Below are 20,953 nucleotides of genomic sequence, written 5' to 3'. Positions count from 1 at the left end.
CTCCTTGGCTTGCCGATTAAACGGGGCTAATCTTACTCGCTGCCACACTGGCAGACAAGAAATAGAATTGCTTTCTATTATAGCGGCTGGCGGTGTAGCATAGCGTTGACCCCACGCTTACAACACAGGAGTAAAGTCATGGTCGAAATCGGTCAACCCATCCCCTCTTTCGAAGCCCAGGCCACGGGTGACAAGATCATCACCCAGGACGATTTCCGCGGACACTGGACCGTCCTTTACTTCTACCCCAAGGACAACACGCCCGGCTGCACGAAAGAAGGCGAAGGCTTTCGCGACCACTATGCCGAGTTTCAGGCATTGAACTGCGAGATATACGGCTGCTCGCGCGACTCGCTCAAGTCCCACGAAAACTTCAAGGCCAAATATCAGTTTCCTTTTGACCTGATCTCCGATCCGAACGAAACCCTGTGCCGCCTGTTCGACGTAATCAAGTTGAAAAAGAACTATGGTCGCGAATACATGGGCATCGAGCGCAGTACCTTCCTGATTGACCCTGACCTGATTCTCCGTTACGAATGGCGCAAGGTGCGCGTGCCCGGTCACGTGGAAGCCGTGCTGGAAAAACTGAAGGAACTTCAGGCAGGAGCCGAGTAAATGGACAATACAAAACGCATTTTTGTGCTGGACACCAATGTCCTCATCCACGACCCCATGGCCCTGTTCAATTTCGACGAGCACGACGTCTATCTGCCCATGACCGTGCTCGAGGAGCTGGACAACCACAAGAAGGGCATGTCGGAAGTGGCCCGCAATGCTCGCGAAGCCAACCGCATTCTCGATCAGCTCATCAGCGGAGAAAATTTCGACAGCATCCAGCAAGGCATTCCGCTGAGCAAATATGCCGGACCCGGCACGCAGGATACCGACCGACTGGGCAAACTCTTCTTCGAAACCGAACCGCAGGAAATGGAGCTGCCGCCCGGGCTCTCCTCCGCCAAGGCGGATACGCGCATTCTCGAAGCGGGACTCGCGCTCAAGGAGCGCCACCCGGATCAGGATGTTACCCTGGTCACCAAAGACATCAACATGCGCATCAAGGCCGCGGCCGTCGGTCTGCATTCGGAAGACTACTACAACGACCGGGTACTGGAAGACACCGACCTGCTTTACACCGGCTGGACGCGCCTGCCCGAAGACTTCTACAGCCAGCATGCCCAGGACATGGAATCCTGGCAGGAAGACGGACACACCTACTACCGCCTCAAGCTGGAAGAGGAACCCGGCTGGTTTCCCAATGAATTTCTCATCAGCGAGAACGATGCCGGCTTCAGCGCCATCGTGCGCGAAATCAATGGCACCGAAGTGGTGCTGGAATATCCGGACGACTATCAGAGCAAGGCGGTGTGGGGCATCCATGCCCTCAACCCCGAGCAGAACATGGCGCTCAACCATCTGATGAACCCGGATATCGACTTCGTCACCCTCGTTGGCCAGGCCGGCACCGGCAAGACCCTGCTCACGCTGGCGGCCGCGCTGGAACAGACACTGGAAGAGAATCGCTTCCGAGAAATCATCATGACCCGGGCCACCATCCCCATCGCCGAGGATATCGGTTTCCTTCCGGGCACCGAGGAAGAGAAGATGACGCCCTGGATGGGCGCGCTGCTGGACAACATGGAAGTGCTGCTTGGTATGGACAAGGGCGGACACAACCAGTGGCAGCGCCAGGCCACGCAGGACCTGCTCAATGACCGCGTCAAGATCAAGTCCATGAACTTCATGCGCGGGCGCACTTTCGTCAACAAGTTCATCATCATCGACGAAGCGCAGAACCTCACCCCCAAGCAGATGAAGACCATGATCACCCGTGCGGGGCCGGGCACCAAGATGGTCTGTCTCGGCAACCTGGCACAGATCGACACGCCCTATCTGACCGAAACCACCAGCGGGCTCACCTATGTGGTGGATCGTTCCAAGCGCTGGGATCACAGTGCACACGTCACCCTGCAGAAGGGGGAACGCTCGCGCCTGGCTGAATGGGCGGCGGAGCATCTGTAATGAAGCATGCACCCCCGCTTCAACCCGGCGACAGCGTGCTGATCACCGGCTGTTCCAGTGGCATCGGCTACCACGCCGCCCATGCGCTCAATCAGGCGGGCTTCGACGTCATCGCTTCGGCGCGCAAGGCGAAAGATGTCACGCGCCTGCAACAGGAAGGGCTCAAGAGTGTCCAGCTGGATCTGGACGACGATACCTCGATTGCGACGGGATTCGACGCTGCATTGAGTCTGTGCGAAAGCGGGCGACTACGTGGCCTGTTCAACAATGGCGCCTTTGGCTTGCCGGGGGCGGTGGAGGACCTGAGTCGGGAGGCATTGCTGGCCCAGTTCCATACCAACGTGTTCGGCACGCAGGTGCTCACCAACCACATGATCGCCCACCTGCGCCAGCATCCTGACGGCGGCCGCATCGTGCACAACAGCTCGGTGCTTGGCTTTGCTGCCATGGCCTATCGCGGCGCCTATAACGCCTCCAAGTTCGCACTGGAGGGGTTGGCCGACACGCAGCGCCTTGAGCTGTGGGATGAGCCCATCGATGTGGTGCTGATCGAGCCGGGCCCCATAACCTCACGCTTCCGCGAAAACGCCTACGCCGCCTTCCAGCGCTGGATCGACGCCGAACACAGTGCCCACCGCGCCCAGTACGAGGCCATGATTCAGCGCCTGAAAAAGGAAGGCCCAGCAGCCCCCTTTACGCTGGGACCGGAAGCGGTCAGCGACAAGCTGCTGCTTGCGCTGACCCGTCGTGCACCAGCGGCACGCTATCCGGTCACGGTTCCCACCCATGCCTTTGCCTGGCTGAAACGCCTGCTGCCCACCCCCTTGCTGGATCGGCTGCTACTGAAGGCGGGCGGGAATGGGAAAAGGTAATGATAGAAAAATGCAAACATTGTTTGCTTGAGTGATTGTTTTTTTTGTGGCAAAATCCGCCTGAACCTCAACCATCAAATCAAGGAGAGCATCCCATGTCAGTACTGGTTACCAAACCGGCGCCCGACTTTACCGCTGCAGCGGTGCTGGAAGACGGCACCATCGTAGAAAACTTCAACCTGAAGGAGTACCTGAACGGCTCCTACGGTGTGGTTTTCTTCTACCCGCTGGACTTCACCTTTGTGTGCCCTTCCGAAATTCTGGCATTCGATCACCGCATCGACAAGTTCAAGGAGCTGAATACCAAGGTCGTGGGCATCTCCATCGACTCCCAGTTCACCCACAACGCCTACCGCAACACCCCGGTTAACGAAGGTGGTCTCGGCCCCGTACGCTTCCCGCTGGTGGCGGATGTAGGCGGCAGCATCATGGACGCCTATGGCGTGCGCCATCCAGGCAATGTGGCTCTGCGTGCCACCTTCCTCATCGATCGCGACGGCATCGTGCGCCACGAAGTGGTCAACGATCTGCCACTGGGCCGCAATGTGGACGAAACCATCCGCATGGTCGAAGCCCTGCAGTTCTTCGAAACCCACGGCGAAGTGTGCCCGGCCGGCTGGCAGAAAGGCAAGCCCGGCATGAAGGACACCCCCGAAGGCGTTGCCGAATACCTGTCCAAACACGCCGACGAACTGTAAGTCGCTTTACAGCGCAAGTCGAAAAGCCGCATCCTGTGATGCGGCTTTTTTATTGCCCGCAATTCCGGCATAATCCCAGATTCCGCAACGCCGAGACATGAGATGCTAGCCCTCAAGCCCTACCAGCAAAGGGTGGAAGACCTGCTCCACCGCCACTTTCATCCCCACTGCGCACCCGACCCGCTGGCCTCGGCCATGCGGTATGCTACGCTGGATGGCGGCAAGCGCATTCGTGCCGCGCTAGTGTGGCTGACGGGCGAAGCCTGCGGGCTGCCGCCGGAACCGCTCGATCCCGCCGCCATGGCCATCGAGCTGGTGCACGCCTACTCCCTGGTGCACGATGACCTGCCCGCCATGGACGACGACGACCTGCGCCGTGGCAAACCCACCGTGCACCGTGCCTTTGATGAAGCCACCGCCATTCTGGCGGGTGATGCCCTGCTCAACGAGGCCTTTGAATTACTGGCGCATGCAGATGATCTCGACGACACCATTCGCCTGCGCCAACTGCGCACGCTTACGGCCGCTGCCGGCAGCTGCGGCATGGTCGCCGGGCAGATGCTGGATGTGGAGACGACCGGCAAGCCCATCTCGAAAGCCGAACTGGAACATATCCACACCCTCAAGACCGGCCGACTCATTCAGGCCGCACTAGTGATGGGCGCAGCCCCTTCTAACGACTACGAAACCCTCGCGCCCACCCTTGAAAAGCTGGGCAAGACGCTGGGGCTCGCCTTTCAGGTACATGATGACATTCTCGACGTGGAGCAGAGCAGCGAGATACTCGGCAAGCCCGCCGGCAGTGATGCCGCGCTTGACAAAAACACCTATCCGGCGCTGATGGGTCTGGAAGCCGCCAAGGTCTATCGCGATGAACTGATTGCAGACTGCCACCACCTGCTGGATACCCTGCCGTTTCGCCAGCCGGTATTTCACCAGCTCATCGATTACATCGCCAAACGCAGCCACTGAGGGTATAATCCCCCGCCATGAAAAAACGCTTTACCCTCAAGACCCTACTGGATTTCGCTGCCGCCCATCGCCTGCACGGCTACGACGGCGACTGCGCCAAGCTGCACGGCCACAACTGGAAAGTTGAGGTCATGGTGACGGGTGAGCAGCTCGATGACGTGGGCATGGTGATCGACTTCAAGGAAATCAAGCGCCATGCCAAGGCGGTGGTGGCCGAGCTGGATCACACTTACCTCAACGACCACCCCGCTTTTCAGAACCAGAATCCTACCGCGGAAAACATCGCCGCCTATCTGTTCGAACGCCTCGCCGAACGCATCGATACCCCGCAGCGGCAGGTCAGTGCCATTACCGTGTGGGAAAACGACCGCAACTGCGTGACCTTCTCGGTCGAGTAAAAAACGCCCCTTGAAAAAGTCGGGGACCCCTCTGGTTCCCCCATCCGCGCCTTTCTGCTACCCTGTGCAGTATTCGCACAATCTGGCAGACACCCGTTATGCACGATCCGCCTATTCTTTTCGCGGCCTTTGTAATCGGCCTGATTTTCGGCAGTTTTTTCAGCATGCTCAGCTGGCGCTGGCCGCGCAAGCTCATTGCCGAATACGAAGGCAACGAGGTGCCCCCTATTCTCGATCTGAAAACCCGTTCGCAGTGCCTGGCCTGCCACACCGAACTGCCACCCACTCGACTCATTCCCCTGTTCAGCTGGCTGGCCAGTCGCGGGCGCTGCCATGCCTGCGGCACCCCTATCTCGCTCCGCTATCCCCTGATTGAGCTGGCCACGGCGCTGCTGACCGTGCTGGCGGTGTATCAATTTGGAATGACCCTGCAGGGCGCACTGGCTGTTGCCTTCAGCTGGCTGCTGCTGCTTATCACCGTCATCGACCTGGAGCATCAGCTCATTCTCGATGCTCTCTCCCTGCCCCTGCTGTGGCTCGGACTGGTGGCCAGCGCCTTCGGCTGGTGGTCCATCTCAGCGCAGGAGGCCATTTTCGGTGCGGCGCTGGGCTATCTCATCCTGTGGGGCACCTACTGGGTGTTCAGACTCGTCACTGGCAAGGAGGGCATGGGCTATGGCGATTTCAAACTGCTCGCCGCGCTGGGCGCCTGGTTTGGTCCTGAAGCCATCCCTGCCCTGATTCTGATCTCGGCCCTGTCCGGTCTGGTTATCCAGCTAAGCCTGCGTCTGATCGGCCGGGGCAGCGTACGCTTTGCCTTTGGCCCCTATCTGGCCCTGGCCGGACTGATGTGGCTCTACTGGGGTGAAGCCATCAATCGACAGCTGCTGATGCCATGAACCTGCCCATTCAGCCCACACCTCCACCGCTGCAGACGCTGTCGCTCAGCAGCCGGCTGGTGGACACGCTGGCGCTGAAACCGGGTCAACTGATCGAGGCAGAGGTGGTGAGCGTGCGCCCCGAACAGGTGACCCTCAAAATCGGTGATCAACTGCTTACCGCCCGGTCCGAGCGCCCACTTGCTGCGGGACAGCACTACACCTTGCGCGTGCAGTTCAGCCAGGGGCAGTGGCAACTGATTCCCCAGCCATCCGCTCAGGGCACTGCCACTTCACCCCTCGCATCCTTGCTGACGCCCGCGGCCCAGCCGGTTGCCACGGCGCTGACGCAGGTTCTGCAGCAGATTCCCCTGTCAGCGCTCCCGGCGAGCTTGCAACCGCTGGTGCAGCAGCTGCGCCAGCATTTGATTGCCCCTGACCGCCTGTCCGGTAAGACGCTGGAAAAGGCCGTCAACGAAAGCGGCCTCTTTTTTGAAAATCGCCTCGCCGCCACTCGCCAGCCGCCTCAGGACATCAAGTCCACTCTGCTCAAGCTTCTTGCTGAGGCGCAGGAGAAGGAGGAAGCGCTGGTAGCACCCATTCGCGCCATGCTGCGCCATATCGGTCACCATCAGGCGCGCACGCTCAGCGAGCAGCACCTGGTGGTGCCGCTGCTGTTTGCCCCCGACAGTGGCGTCCTGCAGGGCACACTGGTCATTGAGCCCGATGCGGACACGGCAACTTCAGCAGACAGCGCCAAAGCCTGGCGTGCATTGCTTGAACTGGATTTTGACAAGGAAGGCACCTTGCAGCTGGGCATCCAACTGCTGAATCATTCACTGACCCTGCAGGCCTGGAGCGACCACCCCTTCTGGCAGCCCCAACTGGAACAACATCTTTCAGAGCTGAAAGCATGGATGGCCGAAAGCGGGTTCGAGGTGGCCGCACTGCACTGGCAACAGACCCCGCTGCTGCAGCCGGCCGCACCAAAGGTATCCATCAAGGCATGAGCAACCGGACAGACCCCGATGCGCGCAAAAAGGCGGTCGCCCTCAAGTATGAGGGCAAGGGCGCCCCGCGCGTGGTGGCCAAGGGCCAGGGACTGATTGCGCAGCAGATTATCGAGCTGGCGCGGCAGGCCGGCGTTCCGGTGCAACACGATGAAGCGCTACTCGCGTTGTTGTCGCAAATTGAGCTGGATCAAGAAATCCCCCGGGAACTCTATGAAGCCGTAGCGCAGCTGCTTGCATTCGTTTACCGTATTAAGCAAGATACACATTCCCCAAAAAACAATTAGCGCCGTGATGACACTGCACCCGCTCCATGGCCCCTCCAGCCTGTCCGTTTCTGCACCATGACGCGTTCTCACCCCGGCAGAGATGCACTGCGCCCCAGTCTCATCGGTCGTCAGCCCATCTATAATCGGGAGGGGAGCGTGTTTGCCTATGAGTTCCTGTTCCGGGATCACGCCCTCAGTGTTCAGGATGTTGATCCGGATCGGGCCACTGCACAGGTGCTGGATACGTTTCTCATGGCCAATGGCGTCCGCAGGCTGACCGGCGGCAAAAAGGCCTTCATCAACTTTCCGCCCGCCTTTTTTGAAGGCCCCTTTCAACCGCCTGCTTTCGGGCCGCAGACGATTGTCATCGAAATTCTCGAAACGGTACCAGCAACTGAAAAGGTGATGCAGACCCTGCGAGCGCTCAAGCGCATGGGCTATACGCTGGCACTTGATGACTTTGTCCTTAAAAGCGAGCACCAGTCGCTACTGAATCTGGCCGATATCATCAAGGTGGAAATTCTCGGCCTGACCCCCCAGCAGATCCGCCATGTTGCAAAAACGGTGCGCAAATATACGGACGCAGCCCTGCTGGCCGAAAAGGTGGAAACCCCGGAGATTCATCGGGCCTGTCTGGACGGCGGCTATGATTACTTCCAAGGCTATTTTTATGCCAAACCGGTCACCCTGAAAACGGAAACCATCGAGGCTTCCAAACTGGTTTTGCTGCAGCTGTTGGGCCGAATCAACAACCCGAATGCTCATCTTCAGGAGTTGGCAGGCCTGGTCGGCAACGACCCCGGCCTATCTTCACGGCTGTTGCTGCTGGCCAATCAGCAGAACACCGACAGCGCACAAGACCTGCATTTCCACTCCATCTTTCAGGTACTGCACTTTTTTGGCATTAACCGGGTTAAGGCGTGGGTGAGCATGATCAGCCTGGCGCAGTTTGAAGATCTGGACCCTGAAGTGCTGCGCCTGGCGCTGATCCGCGCCCACTTCATGGCTCGCAGCGCCGCGGAAAATGGCGAGGACGAGGACAGCTATTATCTGGCCGGCCTTTTGTCAAAGCTGGATGTCATCACCCAAGTGGATATGGCCACCCTGCTCCAGCAGATGCCGCTGGATGAAGCACTCAAACTGGCGCTGCTGGAAAAGCAGGGCCCCATGGGGCAGCTGTTGTTATCCGTTGAAAAGATGGAACAGAACAAGGGAGATACCCTGCCCTCATCCCTGCAACAGCGCTATCTGGAAAGCGTGGTATCCGCCAATGAAGAGTTCCATGAGCTGATGTCAGCTGCTGCTGCGACTGAGTAGATGAAACAGCATGTAGCCGCCGTACATGCCCAGCATCAGCAGCGCCAGAATGGTAATGGGCCGCATGCCAGCCGATGGCTCAATCACCACACCCTCGCGCTCCAGCCGCCGCTGCTGCAGTTTGCGGCGTACCATGTAATACAGAAACCCGGCAATCAGCAGGGCACTGAGCAACTTCATCCACACGGCAGCGCCTCGCCCGGTTGACGTCCTGCCAGCAACGCATTTACGCGCGCCAGATCCTGCAGCGTATCTACCCCCACCCCGGCACTGCACAGTGCATCCAGCACCAGAATCTTTTCGCCATGATGGAGCACGCGCAGCTGCTCGAGATTTTCCAGCTGCTCCGCCATACAGGCCGGCCAGCGTACATACTGGCGCACAAAGCCGGCACGATAGGCATACAGGCCGATATGGCGGCGATAGGGCGACAGATTCAGCAGGGCATTTTTTTCGTCCTGCAAAAAGTCGGGGACCCCCCTCTGCAACAGGTCGGAAAAGGCATCTCGCGCCCATGGATTCGGAGCCCGGGTAAAGATCATGGCGTGATCGTTGATATCCCGCAGCACCTTGACCGCATTGGGATCCAGCAGTGTCTGCAGCGAGTCGATGGGTTCACACAGCGTGGCCATGCGTGCTACCGCATCATGGGCCACCCCCCTGGCCACCTGACGGACCAGCTGCGGCGGCAGCATGGGCTCGTCCGCCTGCACATTCACCACGATGGCATCCGCATCCCAGCCGTAATGCTCCACCACCTCAGCCAGGCGAGCGGTGCCAGAAGGATGCGCCGGGTCGGTCATGCACACCACGGCCCCCAGCTGCTCGCACAGTGCCGCCACCTTGTCACTGTCCGTGGCCACCACCACCTCATCCGCACCACTGGCCACCGCATTGCGCCAGGTCCACTCCAGCATGGGATGACCGGCCACATCCAGCAGCACCTTGCCCGGCAATCGTGATGACGCCAGACGTGCAGGAATGACAACCTTGAAGTTCATGCGGACTTCAGCTTGCGGTAGTGTTCCACCTGCGCCTCATCAAGCTGAATCGCTTCGTCTTCGAGCATGATGGGAATGTCGTCACGAATGGGATAGGCCAACTTGGCGGCCGTCGAGACCAGCCACTGCCTGTCCCTGTCATACACCAGCTTCGTCTTGGTGAGCGGGCAGACCAGAATTTCCAGCAGGCGTGGGTTCATATTTTTCCTCGAGCAGTTGATCGATGCGTTGCAAAAAGGCGGTCCGGAAAGCATCTGCAAGACGCGCTTCCACTTCCAGCGCCCAGACATTCGCCAGTGGTTTCGGGCATTTTACCGCATCCTTTGCCGTCATCAGCCAGGGACCGTCGTGGCTGGCCAAGGCCGCTCGGATGGCCTCCGCGGGGGCATGATCCGGCAGAGGTTCGGTGCGCGCCAGCTGCACGCCCAGACGCCTGAGCGTGTCAAAAAAGCGCTCAGGCTGCCCGATGCCGGCCAGTGCCGCCGCCGACTGCCCCGAAAAGTTATCCAAGGGCACGCAATGCCCATCCTCCAGACTGCGAAAGGCCACCGGCTCCAGCGTGAACGGCTGCGCCTGCACACCTGAAAAAGCGGCCTCCCCTTGCACCAGCACGGCATCCACCTGCTGCAGCCGGTTCACAGGCTCGCGCAAGGGTCCGGCGGGCAAGCAGGCGCCATTACCCAGCCCAACCCGCGCATCCACCACCGCGATTTCATAATCGCGCGGTAGGCGATAATGCTGCAGCCCGTCATCACTGAGCACGATGCGCACCTGCGGGTTCGCTTCCAGCAGGGTCCAGACGGCGCGATCCCGTCGGGGATCCACCACCACCGGCACACCTGTCGCCTGGGCCAGCAGTACCGGTTCATCCCCGGCCAGAGCAGGATCCGTATCAGCCGTTACGTGCAATGGGTATTGCGCTGCACGCCCCCCATAGCCTCGACTGACAATGCCATGGGCAATACCTTGCTCGGTAAGCAGGCGCGACAGTGCCAGCAAAACTGGCGTCTTGCCGCTGCCGCCGACGGTGATATTGCCCACCACGACAACGCCAGCGGTGGGAAAGTCCGGAATAAAGGCGTTGCGAAAATGCTGCAGACGCCGCTGAGCGGTGTGGCAGGTCAACCAACCCAAGGGGCTCAGCACGCGACTTCGCCAGTCATCGCGCTTCAGCCAGAATGAAGGCCAGCTCACGGCAGGCTCCTGTTGCAATAATGTCTGAAAATTGTACGCCGTGCCCAGCGTTCCCGTCGCACCAATTGCACCCCGGAGGCATCCACGTGATACTGCAAGGCGCCCTCACAGCCGGTGCAGTGCACGGCAATATCGCGTTGCAGCCAGCGGACTTTCGCAGCGGACGAAGGAAAGTGATAAAAATTGCGGTACCCTGCTGATACGGCCACCTGACGAAGCCTGACGGTGTCCAGCAGTTGCGCGCTGTTTGAATGGGCCGAGCCATGGTGGCCTGCCAGCATCCAGACGCTTCTCAACTGCTCACCATGGCGCCTTATCAATGCGCGTTCCTGTGAGGTCGGCAGATCCCCCGTCAGCAGAAGTCGAGTCTGCCCAACAGACACCTGCAGCACGCAGCTGTGGGCATTATCCTGACGGTTGTGAAAATCCTGCGGCGGCCACAGAAAGCGAAAATCGACGCCATCCCATTGCCATGCTTCACCCGCCTTGCAGGCTAGCGCGCCCTCGAAGCGCTCGGGCTGACCACTATAGACACGCGCTTGCGGAAACGCGCGACGCAGCGCTGCGAGTCCGCCCGCATGATCCACATCATCATGGCTGGCAATCAGGCGATCCACTCGGAAATGACCGCGGTCATGCAGAAACGGCACCACCACCGACGCGCCCGTATCCAGTCGTTCCCAGCGTGGCCCCAGATCATACACCAGCACATGATGACGTGTCTCCAGCACCACTGCCTGTCCCTGCCCCACATCCAGCACCGTCACCCACAACTGACCCGTGTGCGGCCGCGACAACCACAGCGGCAAACTCAACCATAGCGCTGTAAACAGAGCGGCAACGCCTGCCGCTACACGGTAGCGCTTTAGCGCCCAGGCCACCAGCACGACCATGAACAAAACCAGCATCCATGGTCGTGGCGGCGGCAATGCGATGCCTGCTGGCTGTTGCGTCACCCCTTCCAGCAGCTGCCAGAATGGCGCCCATAACGGATCCAGCCAGGGGGACACAGCCTGCAAAGTCTGTGGGGCGATCAGGCCGAGCATGGCACCCAGCAGGAGCATTGGCAGATAGAAGAAGGAAACCAGCGGCACTGCAATCAGATTGATCAGCCCGCGCCAACCCGCCGCCTGATTGAAGAAAAACGCCGTCAATGGCCACAATGCAAGCAGGAGGGCCAACTGCACAATAAGAAACTGCTGCCAGCCAGGACGCGCCTTGACCCAAGGGTTTTGCAGTGTCAGCACAATGACTGCAACCGCGGTAAAGGACAGCCAGAAGCTGGCGCTCAATACACTGGCTGGCTGCCACAGCACGATGAGCAGCGCCGCCAGTGCGAGGGCATTGAAGGTGAGAAACGGGCGGCGCAACCACACCAGTCCAACGGCCACCCCCACCATCAGAAATGCCCGCTGCGCTGGCAATGCAGCCCCCGACAACCATAGATAGACGGCAGCAAAGACCACTGCGCCCAGTGCTGCCCACTGTGGACGCGCCAGACGCTGAACGGGCACGATAAACCGCCACAGCAATGCAAACAGGCCCGCACCCAACGCAGCCGCAAGCCCAATGTGCAGACCCGAAATGGCCATCAGATGCGTCGTCCCCGTCTGCTGCAGCACCTGCCATTGCGCAGGTGTCAGCCGACTGCGCTCGCCGAACGTGAGCGCATCGTAAAAGCCTGCATAGGGACTGCTCTGCCATGCGTTCGCCACGCGCTCTGAAAAGGCCTGACGCAACCGCTGCCAGTGCCACGTCTGCCCCAGCAACTTCCCACCAGCAACTGTTCCACGCATGCGCCACCCCTGTGTCAGCGCCCACGCCTCATAATCAAATCCGCCTGGATTGAGCATGCCATGCACGGGATACAGGCGCACCAGCAGATGCCAATGCTGCCCCGGTTCAAGTTGGGGTGGATTTCGCCAGTTCAGCTGCACACGCTGGTGGAGAAGGGCTTGAGGCACGGTCACATCATTTCCGACCGCATCAATCTTGAATATGAAACGATAATAGATTCGGTCACTGGCTGTGGAGATCGCTTCGGGCAGGGAAACCACCGTGCCTTGCAGTTCAATGGGCTTGCCCACAAGGGCCGCTGGCAGGGCTGGATGCTGCGCCATCCAGAAAATACCGACAACCAATCCAAGCGATAAGCCGGCTGCAAGGTTGAGTACCGCGGCTCGAACAGCGCGAAAGCGCACTGCCAAAACGGTTAAAATACCTGCGCCACCGAGAGCAAGGATCACAGCCAGCTCCGGTGCAAGGGTAAACCATGCAGTCAGTGCCAGCAGTGTGCCGGCCACAAACAGTACAAACACGCCATGCCCAAGAAACTGTTCAAAAAAATGGCGCCGGATCCAACCAAAATCAGGAACGCCAAAGGGTTCGGTTGGCTGGCGCACTGGATCGCCAACCCGGCATTATGGCACTTTCACCGCCACTCGGTGAAAAAGGCCTTCGCCATCGGGTTGTTCTGGATGAGCATCCCGATTCCGTGGCAGATGATTGCATCCGCGCTGACGGCCATTCCGGCACGCGCCAACCTGCCGCTGAGCGTTGCACTGGTCTGGATCAGTAACCCCATTACCATGCCACCCATCTTCTATTTCAATTACCTTGTCGGCACCTGGCTTCTGCATGAAAAGCCGCAAGACATTCACTGGAGTTTTGAGCCCAGCGCACTATGGCACATCATCGAACAGGTCGGCGCACCACTGTATCTGGGCAGTGCCGTGGTTGGCCTCGTGCTGGGTGGCCTCAGCTATATCGGGCTGGAGTGTTTCTGGCGCTGGCACGTGGGGCGGACATGGGCGCAACGCCGTGCCAAGCGGCAGAATGCCGCGCACTGAAAGGCATATCAATATGAAAAGTACAGGAATTCGTTCCCTTTAGGAGACCTTCCTTAGGCTGGCAAGTCGATTCAAGCCCCTATTCACCTCGGCAAACGCCTTGCGCTTACCCCTCGCCATGCTCGTCATCCTTTTCATGCCACTGGCGCAGCCGTTCCAGCACGCGCCCATGCAGGCTTTTTTCCGGAAACGCGCCTTTTTCGTCTGCCACGCCCGGCGTGATGCCGGAAAGCAGCTCCAGCGCGTCATCCACATGCCCGAGCGCATAAATATGGAACGTACCCGCCGCCACTGCATCGCGCACGGCCTGATTGAGCATCAGGTGGCGTTGATTGGCAAGCGGAATAATCACACCCTGTTCACCGGTCAACCCCTTGGCCCTGCAGATCTCGAAAAAGCCTTCGATCTTTTCATTGACGCCGCCTACCGGCTGCACTTCCCCGTACTGGTTGACCGAGCCGGTAATGGCCAGATCCTGCCGCACCGGCGTCTGCGACAGGGCAGAGATCAGCGCACACAACTCTGCCAGTGAGGCGCTGTCGCCCTCAATGCCATCGTAGGTCTGCTCCATCACCACGGACGCCGAAAAGCCGTAGTTGCGCTGCTGCAGATACTGACCGCGAATATAACCGGACAGAATCAGCACCCCCTTGCTATGGATCGGCCCGGCCATTTCCACCTCACGCTCAATGTCCACCACGCCTTCGTCACCGGCCGACGCCTGCGCGGTAATGCGCACCGGCTGGCCAAAGGCATGCTTGCCAATGGAAATCCACGTCAGGCCATTTACCTGACCGATACGACGACCCTGCAGGGCCAGCAGAATCTGCTCATCCGTAATGGCGCGATGGTAATAGTGCTCTACCAGCCCGGTGTGAAAGGCGCGCTGGGCAATGGCCGCTTCCACCACGTCTCGCGTCACGGCTGAACGGTCATTGGCACGCGCCCAGGCATTGGCTTCGGCCATCATGTCCCGCAGGGCCGCCTTGTTGGCATACAGGCGGTGCTGATCTTCTGCCAGCCGAGCGGCATACTCCACAATGCGTTCCAGCGCACTCACCTCCAGCGGAAGATCGTTCCAGCGCCCCACCTCATCCGCCAGTCGGACAGCCAGCGCCGCTTCAAATTCGGCTGTGCGCTCCAGCTCGCTTTCGAACTCCACCTGCACCTTGAAAATGCGATCAAACTCGCTGTCCAGTTGCTGCAGCGCATAGAAGTGCGCCGGCTCACCCACCAGTACCAAGGTCAGCTCCAACGGAAAATCCGGCAGGTGATACGGCACCACCGCATTACCCTGTGGAACGGCAAAGCTGAGGCGCTTGCCCATCAGCGCCGCTTTCAGCTGCGCCCAGATTTCGCCATCCGCCAGCACCTTTTCAACCGGCAGCATCAGAAAGCCGCCGTGCGCCTCCTGCAGCAGACCCGCCCGATGGTTCATCGCCAGCGCCAGCGTATCGCCAGTGCTGTTCTGCGCCTGCGCATGAATGGTATAGCCCATCAGTTTCGCCAGGCTGATGTTGTCTTCGTAGATCACCGGCGCATGAGTCAGGCCGCTGTTATCCACCAGCAGGTTGACGCCAAAAATGGCCATGCCCTGCTGTTCGTTGATCAGTTCGTCCAGGCTGGTTTCCGGTGCAAAGGTGGTGACCTGGTCAGCATTCTGATCCCAGAACAGATGCAGGCGCGCCACCACAGCCTTTTTCAGGTCGTCCAGATAGGTCTGCGTCGCCTGCCGGTCGCCAAAACGCGCCTTGAGCTTTTCCACCAGCGGCTCCACCTGGGCCAGTGCCGTTTCCGTATTAAGCTTCTTGCCTGCTTCCAGATATTCGTGCTGCAGCTGTGGAAAGTGACTCAAGCCTTCGTTGAGAGCCCGTTCAACTTCGTCAATGGCTTTTTCGTACTTCTCGTACAGCGCCTCATCCTTGGCCTTGAGTTCACTGAGGCGATAGCGCTCGCCTTCATGGAGCACATAGAGCATGAAGCTGTTGTCACCCTGACTGATCTCGACACCCAGTTTCTTGGCCAGCTCGAAGGCGGGCTGAAGCACCGCTTCCTGGCGTTCGTTCAGCCACTGCTCCAGCTCGTGACTGCGGCGCTGGTAGGCAACGCCGTCAAAAATGACTGGCAACTGGGTTTTCAGCTGGGCGATAAACGACTCCACTGCCGTCTTGAAGGCTACGCCCTGCCCCGCCGGAAAGTAGAGATAGCGTGTCTGGTTGCGCTGGTTGAAATCAGCCACCAGCACCACATCATCCGGTGCGGGCCGTTCCGATGCGGCCTGCTCCAGCATGGCACGCACCATTCCGATGCGGCCAACGCCCGGCTCACCTAGCACAAATATGTGATTCTGATTGCGCTTGAGATGCAGCCCGAACGCCAGCGACTGATAGGCCCGTGGATGCACCTGACGCATGTACTCGCGCAGATCGCACTTCTTTTGACGCGGATCCTTCTCGAAACGGGTGGGACGATACAGCTGCTCAGCGCTCAATGCTTTCAAGTGTGAAACTCCTTAAACGAAAACAGGCCCATGCAGGCCTGTCAAAACTTGATTGGGGCATTTTATCACCACTCACTGCTGGGCGGCTTGGCACGAATATGGTGCAACTTCCTTCACGAAAGAGTAGGACTGAAGGCGTAACGCCAGATGGGGACACGACAACTGTCAAAGGTGGCTATCCCCATGAAAACAAAAACCCGGCAGATGCCGGGTTTTGACCAACAGAGTGACGACAAACTTATTTGAAATTCGTCGCGATATAGTTGGCTACAGCTTCAATATCTTCATCCGACAGGCCTTGTGCAATGGGGGCCATCATGGCCGTTTGCGGACCAATCTGTTTGCCCGCCTTGTAGTCCTTCAGCGTGGATGCGAGGGTATCCTTGGACTGACCCGACAGCTTGGGACCCACGCCACCGCCTCCGGTGGGGCCATGACAACCGACACACTGACCATAGATTTCTGCCCCCTTGTCAGCCGGTGGCTTTGGCTGAGCCGGAATGGCTGGCGTCATGGCTTCAGCTACAGCCTGTTTAGCAGCTTCCACCTTCTCACCTACAGCCGCGGAAGCACTCTGAGCCGCTTCGGTTGCGGTCTGCTTTTCAGCGGCCTGCGTAGCAGGCGCTGCTGCCTGCTCGGCCGGCGCCGCCGCTTCATTTGAAGCCTGCTGCCCCTTGTCGCCACAGGCGCTCAGCATCAGCGCGCCACTGGTCATGCCCAGTGCCAGTACGAGTGTTTTAAGTTTCATGCATGTATCCCCCTAGCGTTAAAGGTGACTCAAATTTATCACACTCTGACTGACATAAGTAAGAAAAAACATGGAGAAACCTTGTACGCCGTACCACACTGAATGCTCCCGCGCTGCACAGTAAAAGCGTGGGGCGCAATCTCTAGTGGCATCAAGCCAGAACGTGCAATGCAGACAGTACCATTATCCCACCAACCTCTGGGGAAAATCACAGCCCGCAAGAAATTATGTGGCCGTGCCAGACTAACCTGCAGGTTCTTTACGGGCCTGTTCGATCTTCTGCTGCATCCGCTTCACTGATACCGGTTGCACCGGTTTGAGTGGCGGGGAAAACAGCTGGAGGCGCAGTTCTTCGATCAGCCAACGAATCTCTATGACGTGCTCATCGTCTTCATCACGCTGCTGGGCGAGTTGAGCCCACCCTGTCAGCAGGGGGGTCAGTTCGGCCTGTGCCTGCTGATCCTTGCCAGGGTTATTCTCAACCCGTTCCAGTCGCTTTTCAATACCGTGCAGATAGGTTTCAAGTCGACCGAACCAAGGATCCGGAACCCGGCGGACAAAATCGGGGGTAATCAATTCTTCGAGCTGCCGGCGGATATCGTCAAGCGCCACCAGCCAGCGCGGATTGGCCTTGCGCAGGCGCGCCTGCAACTGCTGATGCTGAGCCAGTACGCTGTCCACGTTTTCAGCCAGCTGCTGCGCATCAGAAATCCAGTGTGCGCGCAGGGTTTCCAGCGCCTGTTCATAAGTTTCACGCGTGCGGATATTGGCAAGCTCGCTAATGCGCTGCTTTAGCGCCCGTTCGATAATCGCCTGCTTCAGATCATCACAGCTGCCATAGGGCGCATAGCGCAGGCACGCTTGCTTGAGCGGCAGTTTTTTGCGCAGATAGTCCGCCTTGTCCTTGAGCTGCTGCATCAGCAAGGCCTGTACGCCCTCTGCATGGGCGCGGCGTGCCTCGTCTGCGCGGGGAAAGGTTTTCAGCACTACACCCTTTTCTGTTTTCACCAGCGCAGGATAGAGCACCAGGGTCTGGCCACCCCGACGCTCCTCGATGTGGTCGGGGATGGCGGACTGCATCCATTCCTTCCACGGCTGGGCGTCATTGAACGTCGAACGGGATAGATTAGCCAGCTTGGCGGCAAATCGGGTGCGCAGTTCCTTCAGAGATTCACTGACCCCAATCACCTTACCCTTGCTGTCGCGCAGAACAAATTTGGGAATGAGGTGGGCGGGCAGCTCGACTCCGTGAAAAAGGTCGAGAGCAATCGGGTCACCCAGTTCCCGCTGCACCAGCTTCTGCAACTGACTGAGAAAATCGCCCTCTTCCGGCCTCATGGCAGCAGCGATCCCTTTCGCACTCTCCGGCAGGGGCACCAGCCGCTTGCGCAACCGACCGGGCAACGCCTTGAGATAGTGCTGTACCTTTTCCGGCAGCAGTCCCGGTGTCAGAAAGCCAAAGGGGCGTTCATCCAGCCAGGTCAGCGCTTCAATGGGCACCTGTATGTGCATGCCATCCTTGCGCTCACCCGGTGAAAAGGTGTAGCGCACCTTGAGCGGCAGGCGGTTACCCACGGCGATCTGATCGGGAAAGTCCGCTTCCCAGTCCGTGTCCGGCGTGCGCTTGAGCAGCTGCTCGCGGGTCAGCTTGAGCGCTTCTTGCGCCTGACGGGACAGGCCGCGGTACCACTTTTCAAACGCTGGCTGGCTGTAGATGTGCTCGGGGATGCGCGCCTTGTAGAAGTCGAAGAGGACGTCCTCTTCCACCAGCAGGTCGGGTCGGCGGATCTTGTGTTCCAGCCGCTCGATCTCACGACGCAGCCGCTGATTGTGCACGATAGCATCTGCCCTGGTGCGCACCTCCCCTGCTGCCAGCGCACGCAGAAAGATTTCATGGGCCGCCTTCGGATTGACGCGGCCATAATTGATCTTGCGGCGCGACACCAACGGCAGACCATACAGGGTGACGTTTTCATAGGCCCCCACTTGCCCCGGCTTCGCCTCCCAGTGCGGATCCTGATAATTGCGCTTGACCAGATGGCCGGCCAGCGCCTCGACCCAACGGGGATCGATGGGGGCATTATTGCGTGCCCACAGTTTTGTCGTCTCCACACGCTCCGCCGAGACGATCCATTTGGGCTTCTGCTTGAACAGCACCGAGCTGGGATGAATATACAGCCGGCTATTGCGCGCGCCCAGATAGGCGTGCTGCTCGTCGCGCATGGCGATGCCGCCCAGCAGACCGGCAAGCAACGTGCGGTGCAGGTTGAGCGCATGGTTATCGCTCAGACGCATGTCTGGCGTATCCGGCGCATCGCAGGCCTCCAGCGGATGGGGGTCGGGCACGGCAATGCCCATCTGCTTGAGCGACTGCTTGAGCTGCATGAACAGGTCGTGCCATTCGCGCATGCGCAGCCACGACAGATAGTTGGTGCGACACAGCTTGCGCAGCTTGTTCTGGCTCAGATGGCGCTTCTGATACTCGTAAAAATGCCACAGATGAATGAAAAACAGAAAATCGGAGCGCGGATCCTGCCACTTGGCGTGGGCACGACTGGCCGCAGCCTGGGTCTGCTCGTTGATGTCGCGTGGATCCTGAATGGACAACGCTGCCACCACAATCAGCGTTTCCGCGAGCACGTCGTTTTTCTGCGCTTCCAGAATCATGCGCCCGAAATGGGGATCCACCGGCAGCTTGGCCAGCTGGCGCCCGATCTCGGTCAAGCGCCCTTTCGGCGTGAGCGCATTGAGCTCGTGCAATGCCTTGAGGCCATCGTTAATCTGCTTGCTCGCAGGCGGCTCGATAAAGGGAAAGCGATCGATATCCCCCAGCCCCAGCTGCTTCATGCGCAGGATCGCCGTAGCGAGGCTGGTGCGCTTGATTTCCGGGTCGGTAAATCGTGGACGCGCAAGAAAATCTTCTTCCGAATACAAACGGATACACACACCACTTGAGACGCGACCGCAACGCCCCGCACGCTGATTGGCGGACGCCTGCGAAATCTTTTCGATAGGCAGGCGCATCACCTTCAGGTTGGGCGAATAGCGGCTGATGCGCACCAGGCCGGTGTCGATGACAAACTTGATACCGGGCACGGTCAGGCTGGTTTCCGCCACGTTGGTGGCGAGGATCACGCGCCGCTTGTGCGGGTTGGGCTGAAAGATCTTCTGCTGCTCGGCCAAGCTCTGGCGTGCATACAGGCCCATCACCTCGGTATTTTTCAGCCCATGCTTGCGGATCGCCTCGGCCGCCTCCTTGATGTCGCGCTCCCCCACCAGAAACACCAGTACATCGCCGAAGGGATCGATCTGCGCCAGTTCGTCCAGCGCATCCACAATGGCGTCGTTCACGGTGGGTTCAAAGGTGTTGCCGGCATCGTCGCTGACCGCCTCGAGCGGCCGATAGCGGATCTCCACCGGATAGGTGCGCCCGGACACCTCAATCACCGGCGCATTGTCAAAGTGTCGCGAAAAGGCCGCGGTGTCGATGGTGGCAGAGGTAATGATGACCTTCAGATCCGGGCGCTTGGGCAGCAGCTGCTTCAGGTAGCCGAGGAGAAAATCGATATTGAGGCTGCGCTCGTGCGCCTCGTCGATAATGATGGTGTCGTAGCGGCTCAGGTAGCGGTCGTTCTGGATCTCCGCCAGCAGGATGCCGTCGGTCATCACCTTGATGAGCGGTTCCTTGCCCACCTGCGCATGAAAACGCACCTGATAGCCCACCTTGTCGCCCAGCATGGACTCCAGCTCGTCGGCAATGCGCTGCGCCACGGAGCGCGCCGCCAATCGCCGCGGCTGGGTGCAGCCGATCATGCCGCGACGCCCCAGCCCCGCCTCGAGACACAGCTTGGGAATCTGCGTGGTCTTGCCCGACCCCGTTTCGCCGGCGATCACCACCACCTGATGCGTGCGAATCAGCTCGACAATTTCGTCACGACGACCGCAAATGGGCAGATTTTCATCACAGGAGAGACTTTCGGGCACCAGGGCGGCCCGTTGAGCCGTTTTTTCCAGCGCTGAAAAAACGCGCTCGCGAAAAAGTCGGGGACCCCCCTCCTTCAGGGCCTCGTCCGGTACCTTTTCCAATGCACGCAGCAGGCCATGACGCTGATGCGTAGGCGCCTGCGTTTCAATCAGTTTGCGCCACGCGTCGCGGCTTTTCGGAAGTGAATCGGGTAAAGAAAAAGGCGCCGCTGCGCCCTTTTCACGTGTCGCGTTTGAACCCATC

At 59.4% G+C, this 20,953-nt stretch carries 19 protein-coding genes; 11 read left to right on the top strand and 8 right to left on the bottom strand.

Annotated elements, in window-relative coordinates; all coding sequences use genetic code 11:
- The first annotated feature begins 138 nt into the window (after positions 1–138).
- The 10 genes from BUQ81_RS04720 to BUQ81_RS04675 all read left to right on the top strand — a co-directional run bounded on the left by BUQ81_RS04720 (position 139) and on the right by BUQ81_RS04675 (position 8,433).
- Positions 139–615, top strand: a complete 477-nt coding sequence (locus BUQ81_RS04720; protein ID WP_074201229.1) for a peroxiredoxin — start codon at positions 139–141, stop codon at positions 613–615.
- Positions 616–2,019, top strand: coding sequence for a PhoH family protein (locus BUQ81_RS04715; RefSeq protein WP_074201228.1), 1,404 nt, complete (start codon positions 616–618; stop codon positions 2,017–2,019).
- Positions 2,019–2,891: an SDR family NAD(P)-dependent oxidoreductase gene (locus BUQ81_RS04710; RefSeq protein WP_074201227.1), complete on the top strand. Its 873-nt coding sequence runs from the start codon at positions 2,019–2,021 to the stop codon at positions 2,889–2,891. The genes BUQ81_RS04715 and BUQ81_RS04710 overlap by 1 nt, the downstream gene beginning before the upstream one ends.
- A 95-nt stretch (positions 2,892–2,986) precedes the next feature.
- Positions 2,987–3,589: a peroxiredoxin gene (locus BUQ81_RS04705; protein ID WP_074201226.1), complete on the top strand. Its 603-nt coding sequence runs from the start codon at positions 2,987–2,989 to the stop codon at positions 3,587–3,589.
- 102 nt (positions 3,590–3,691) lie between these two features.
- Positions 3,692–4,561 carry a polyprenyl synthetase family protein gene (locus tag BUQ81_RS04700; RefSeq protein ID WP_074201225.1) on the top strand — a complete coding sequence of 290 codons (870 nt, stop codon included), beginning with the start codon at positions 3,692–3,694 and terminating at the stop codon, positions 4,559–4,561.
- A 17-nt stretch (positions 4,562–4,578) separates the two neighbouring features.
- Complete coding sequence (queD, locus tag BUQ81_RS04695) at positions 4,579–4,959, top strand: 6-carboxytetrahydropterin synthase QueD (protein ID WP_074201224.1); 381 nt, start codon at positions 4,579–4,581, stop codon at positions 4,957–4,959.
- 98 nt (positions 4,960–5,057) lie between these two features.
- Positions 5,058–5,858, top strand: coding sequence for a prepilin peptidase (locus BUQ81_RS04690; protein ID WP_074201223.1), 801 nt, complete (start codon positions 5,058–5,060; stop codon positions 5,856–5,858).
- Positions 5,855–6,847 carry a hypothetical protein gene (locus BUQ81_RS04685; RefSeq protein WP_074201222.1) on the top strand — a complete coding sequence of 331 codons (993 nt, stop codon included), beginning with the start codon at positions 5,855–5,857 and terminating at the stop codon, positions 6,845–6,847. The genes BUQ81_RS04690 and BUQ81_RS04685 overlap by 4 nt, the downstream gene beginning before the upstream one ends.
- On the top strand, positions 6,844–7,134 hold the full coding sequence (locus tag BUQ81_RS04680) for an EscU/YscU/HrcU family type III secretion system export apparatus switch protein (RefSeq protein WP_074201221.1): 291 nt from the start codon (positions 6,844–6,846) through the stop codon (positions 7,132–7,134). Before BUQ81_RS04685 ends, BUQ81_RS04680 begins: the two co-directional genes overlap by 4 nt.
- 57 nt (positions 7,135–7,191) lie before the next feature.
- Complete coding sequence (locus tag BUQ81_RS04675) at positions 7,192–8,433, top strand: EAL and HDOD domain-containing protein (protein WP_074201220.1); 1,242 nt, start codon at positions 7,192–7,194, stop codon at positions 8,431–8,433.
- Here BUQ81_RS04675 and BUQ81_RS04670 read toward each other — a convergent pair.
- From BUQ81_RS04670 to BUQ81_RS04650, 5 genes are read right to left on the bottom strand one after another with little or no spacing between them, the layout of a single operon-like run.
- Positions 8,410–8,613: a hypothetical protein gene (locus tag BUQ81_RS04670; RefSeq protein WP_074201219.1), complete on the bottom strand. Its 204-nt coding sequence runs from the start codon at positions 8,611–8,613 to the stop codon at positions 8,410–8,412. The two genes, BUQ81_RS04675 and BUQ81_RS04670, sit on opposite strands and share 24 nt — an antisense overlap.
- Positions 8,610–9,434: a 3-deoxy-manno-octulosonate cytidylyltransferase gene (gene kdsB, locus BUQ81_RS04665; RefSeq protein WP_074201218.1), complete on the bottom strand. Its 825-nt coding sequence runs from the start codon at positions 9,432–9,434 to the stop codon at positions 8,610–8,612. Before kdsB ends, BUQ81_RS04670 begins: the two co-directional genes overlap by 4 nt.
- The gene (locus tag BUQ81_RS04660) at positions 9,431–9,634 is read right to left on the bottom strand and encodes a Trm112 family protein (protein WP_074201217.1); all 204 of its coding nucleotides are present in this window, start codon (positions 9,632–9,634) and stop codon (positions 9,431–9,433) included. The genes kdsB and BUQ81_RS04660 overlap by 4 nt, the downstream gene beginning before the upstream one ends.
- Positions 9,573–10,628: a tetraacyldisaccharide 4'-kinase gene (lpxK, locus tag BUQ81_RS04655; protein ID WP_074201216.1), complete on the bottom strand. Its 1,056-nt coding sequence runs from the start codon at positions 10,626–10,628 to the stop codon at positions 9,573–9,575. The genes BUQ81_RS04660 and lpxK overlap by 62 nt, the downstream gene beginning before the upstream one ends.
- Entirely contained in the window at positions 10,625–12,946 is a 2,322-nt protein-coding gene (locus tag BUQ81_RS04650; protein WP_074201215.1) for a DNA internalization-related competence protein ComEC/Rec2, read from the bottom strand. The genes lpxK and BUQ81_RS04650 overlap by 4 nt, the downstream gene beginning before the upstream one ends.
- Before the next feature lie 3 nt (positions 12,947–12,949).
- Between BUQ81_RS04650 and BUQ81_RS04645 the strand changes: the two genes are divergently transcribed.
- Positions 12,950–13,477, top strand: coding sequence for a DUF2062 domain-containing protein (locus BUQ81_RS04645; RefSeq protein WP_074201214.1), 528 nt, complete (start codon positions 12,950–12,952; stop codon positions 13,475–13,477).
- A 106-nt stretch (positions 13,478–13,583) separates the two neighbouring features.
- On the opposite strand, the gene BUQ81_RS04640 is transcribed toward BUQ81_RS04645, so the two are convergent.
- From BUQ81_RS04640 to hrpA, 3 genes are all read right to left on the bottom strand, one after another.
- Positions 13,584–15,977, bottom strand: a complete 2,394-nt coding sequence (locus tag BUQ81_RS04640; RefSeq protein WP_074201213.1) for a Lon protease family protein — start codon at positions 15,975–15,977, stop codon at positions 13,584–13,586.
- A gap of 238 nt (positions 15,978–16,215) precedes the next feature.
- Complete coding sequence (locus BUQ81_RS08840) at positions 16,216–16,725, bottom strand: c-type cytochrome (RefSeq protein WP_234947347.1); 510 nt, start codon at positions 16,723–16,725, stop codon at positions 16,216–16,218.
- Between the two features lie 243 nt (positions 16,726–16,968).
- The gene (gene hrpA / locus BUQ81_RS04630; protein WP_084188237.1) at positions 16,969–20,952 is read right to left on the bottom strand and encodes an ATP-dependent RNA helicase HrpA; all 3,984 of its coding nucleotides are present in this window, start codon (positions 20,950–20,952) and stop codon (positions 16,969–16,971) included.
- Between the last annotated feature and the right edge of the window lies 1 nt (position 20,953).

Origin of the sequence: Sulfurivirga caldicuralii (assembly GCF_900141795.1) — a bacterium.
Classification (GTDB): Bacteria; Pseudomonadota; Gammaproteobacteria; order Thiomicrospirales; family Thiomicrospiraceae; genus Sulfurivirga; species Sulfurivirga caldicuralii.
The sequence above is the reverse complement of the archived record's forward strand: the minus strand, read 5'-3'. Positions and strand labels throughout refer to the sequence as shown.

Coding starts and splice junctions, on each gene's coding strand:
- BUQ81_RS04705 (WP_074201226.1), top strand. CDS start 2,987: ATGTCAGTACTGGTTACCAAACCGGCGCCCGACTTTACCGCTGCAGCG.
- BUQ81_RS04700 (WP_074201225.1), top strand. CDS start 3,692: ATGCTAGCCCTCAAGCCCTACCAGCAAAGGGTGGAAGACCTGCTCCAC.
- BUQ81_RS04715 (WP_074201228.1), top strand. CDS start 616: ATGGACAATACAAAACGCATTTTTGTGCTGGACACCAATGTCCTCATC.
- BUQ81_RS04680 (WP_074201221.1), top strand. CDS start 6,844: ATGAGCAACCGGACAGACCCCGATGCGCGCAAAAAGGCGGTCGCCCTC.
- BUQ81_RS08840 (WP_234947347.1), bottom strand. CDS start 16,725: ATGAAACTTAAAACACTCGTACTGGCACTGGGCATGACCAGTGGCGCG.
- BUQ81_RS04645 (WP_074201214.1), top strand. CDS start 12,950: ATGCCCAAGAAACTGTTCAAAAAAATGGCGCCGGATCCAACCAAAATC.
- BUQ81_RS04685 (WP_074201222.1), top strand. CDS start 5,855: ATGAACCTGCCCATTCAGCCCACACCTCCACCGCTGCAGACGCTGTCG.
- BUQ81_RS04660 (WP_074201217.1), bottom strand. CDS start 9,634: ATGAACCCACGCCTGCTGGAAATTCTGGTCTGCCCGCTCACCAAGACG.
- BUQ81_RS04670 (WP_074201219.1), bottom strand. CDS start 8,613: ATGAAGTTGCTCAGTGCCCTGCTGATTGCCGGGTTTCTGTATTACATG.
- kdsB (WP_074201218.1), bottom strand. CDS start 9,434: ATGAACTTCAAGGTTGTCATTCCTGCACGTCTGGCGTCATCACGATTG.
- BUQ81_RS04710 (WP_074201227.1), top strand. CDS start 2,019: ATGAAGCATGCACCCCCGCTTCAACCCGGCGACAGCGTGCTGATCACC.
- BUQ81_RS04690 (WP_074201223.1), top strand. CDS start 5,058: ATGCACGATCCGCCTATTCTTTTCGCGGCCTTTGTAATCGGCCTGATT.
- hrpA (WP_084188237.1), bottom strand. CDS start 20,952: ATGGGTTCAAACGCGACACGTGAAAAGGGCGCAGCGGCGCCTTTTTCT.
- BUQ81_RS04720 (WP_074201229.1), top strand. CDS start 139: ATGGTCGAAATCGGTCAACCCATCCCCTCTTTCGAAGCCCAGGCCACG.
- queD (WP_074201224.1), top strand. CDS start 4,579: ATGAAAAAACGCTTTACCCTCAAGACCCTACTGGATTTCGCTGCCGCC.
- BUQ81_RS04675 (WP_074201220.1), top strand. CDS start 7,192: ATGACGCGTTCTCACCCCGGCAGAGATGCACTGCGCCCCAGTCTCATC.